General features: G+C 37.5%; 1 protein-coding gene. It reads right to left on the reverse strand.

Features of this window, described 5'->3' with window-relative positions; all coding sequences use genetic code 11:
* Positions 1–256 precede the first annotated feature (256 nt).
* Positions 257–1,828 (reverse strand): serpin family protein, encoded by a 1,572-nt coding sequence (locus JQC92_RS22035; RefSeq protein WP_205001673.1) that lies wholly within the window; start codon positions 1,826–1,828, stop codon positions 257–259.
* Positions 1,829–2,099: the final 271 nt, after the last annotated feature.

Here is a 2,099-nt window from a genome sequence, read left to right on the forward strand (position 1 = left end):
CCGGCGGCAAGGTGCCGCCAATGCTCAGCGATGGTTCAGCGACAAGGTAAGCTGATGCTTGACTTAGATTTTCTAATGCAAAAGTATAAGTTATATTTTTAATTTTTATCACGGAATTGTCCAAAAATGAGCCAATTGGTTGTAATAAAATCTAATAATTCATATGGTTACTATCAATCCGTACAGGTGAGGAAAACCTAGGGGCTGGGCTTCCCCCCCCTCCCGAAACGTGTGAGATCAAAAACTAACTATATGATTAACTGATGAGCGCTTCTTGTTCTGGTGTCGGAGCAACAGGGCTATTAATCATCCCTGAATATAACATGAGCCCTGTTTGTGTATCTCTAACAGCAAATGCGAAGGGACTATCAATATGAATGAAATCATGTGGAGCACTCGGGCCTTTCGACTTTATACAACTGGTAACCGCTTGCCCAAAACTGCCTTTTTCATTAACAATAAAGAGTGTTTTTTGTAAAAACGTAGTTATTTCCATGTTTGTTGATGCCGTCATTTGTGAATATTCCGCACCTTTAACAAAAAGACTACTGAGTGCTGATTGTCTCATCGCCGGAAGTAAATCTGTTTCGGATTCAACAACAAATTTAGGCATAGTGAGAGTAAACTTTTCATGCTTTTTAAATTTTGAATCATCGCTAAATTCCTTAATAATCTCACTTGATAGCACTTGGCTACATTCTGAGTTGGGTTGGGCAATGAGCATTTCAAAACAACCTTGGTAAGGGATTTTACAGACACTCCAACCTCTTAAATTAAGTGCATAGCGTAAGTGCTGCCCAGTGCACTTGAGCATTGGAACCTTTTTCGATTCTGTTTTTGAAAAGTTAAAGTAGCCATCGAATGCTGAGAAAGAAACTTTCCAAAAACCAACAAAGCAACATATATTGCCTACTGTTATCCCTGAATCACAAAGCGTATCTTCGTCGAGTGCAGTGGGTACTTTATTGGCGGTTAATTGTTTGACTCTAGAATTAATTCTTTCTCGAAGGGTCTCGGTGTTCATTGCCCTATCAATTTCATTAAAGGCATAACATAAAGTGTTTTTATAGCTGAGCATTTTTTGTGTATAGCTGGACGTGAAAGGCGAATCAGTGGAACTTACCAGAAAATTAATACTGGCAATACCTGTTTCGGTTATTGATTGAGATGAAAAATAAGTAGTTAATCTCTCCGTTAACTGATCCAGTTTTGTTCCCCAACTAATTGCTGTAGATAAATCCTCTTTTGTCTTGCCAGCCGTTCCCTCTATTAGCATTGCTAACACAGAAACTTGGCCTTGAGGACAAACGATGATATTAGGATCATTTGAAGACTCTATATTAGCCAGTAATGAGACGCTAAAAGAGTTTATTTGATGTGATACAGCCTTAAGCGCATCCATGTCAGTTGAAAGTAATAAAGTCAGTGGAACAATAGAACAATGTTGGGATATTATTTGTGATTGTTCAAGTGGTGAACCGATTCTGAGAGAAGGTGTTACACCATGGAAAATTGTAGAGGAACTTTTTTGGGGATAATAATTCTGTAATTGTTGTTGAGAATTAAGGGCACTCGGAAACACTTGATAAACAGTAGGGCGTGCTTGGGTACTTGTAATAGTTGAAGGCGATGTATCAACACCGAAAGTAGGCTGATCTAATGATTCAGTTTGATAAGCTACGATTCTATTATCATGGGAATGTTGCTTTTTATACTTATCAGCGTAACTGTGATTAGACTCAGTTTGATCTGCATCTTCTGTACACTGTCCCCATGAACAAGGCAAAGCATCAGAGTCAGGTAAGTTATATTTAGGTCCAACAGACATTGATATTGATCCATTTTTAAATTCAGTTGAATCATAATTACTTAATTTTGTGAGGTAGCAACAGTTAACTTTTGTTCATTAAATTGAACAACTACGTATAGCATTTTTAGATTGAATTCTTACCATTGATTTTTATTGTATTCTCTAGTAACAATACTGCGGACAGTTTTATGCTGCAATAACCCCGAACTCTTCAAGTTCACTGATGACTTGAGATACTTTTTCGTTACTCGGGTCGATATCTAACTTGTCAAAAATGATTTTCATCAAG

The organism is Parashewanella hymeniacidonis, assembly GCF_016900895.1.
GTDB lineage: Bacteria > Pseudomonadota > Gammaproteobacteria > Enterobacterales > Shewanellaceae > Parashewanella > Parashewanella hymeniacidonis.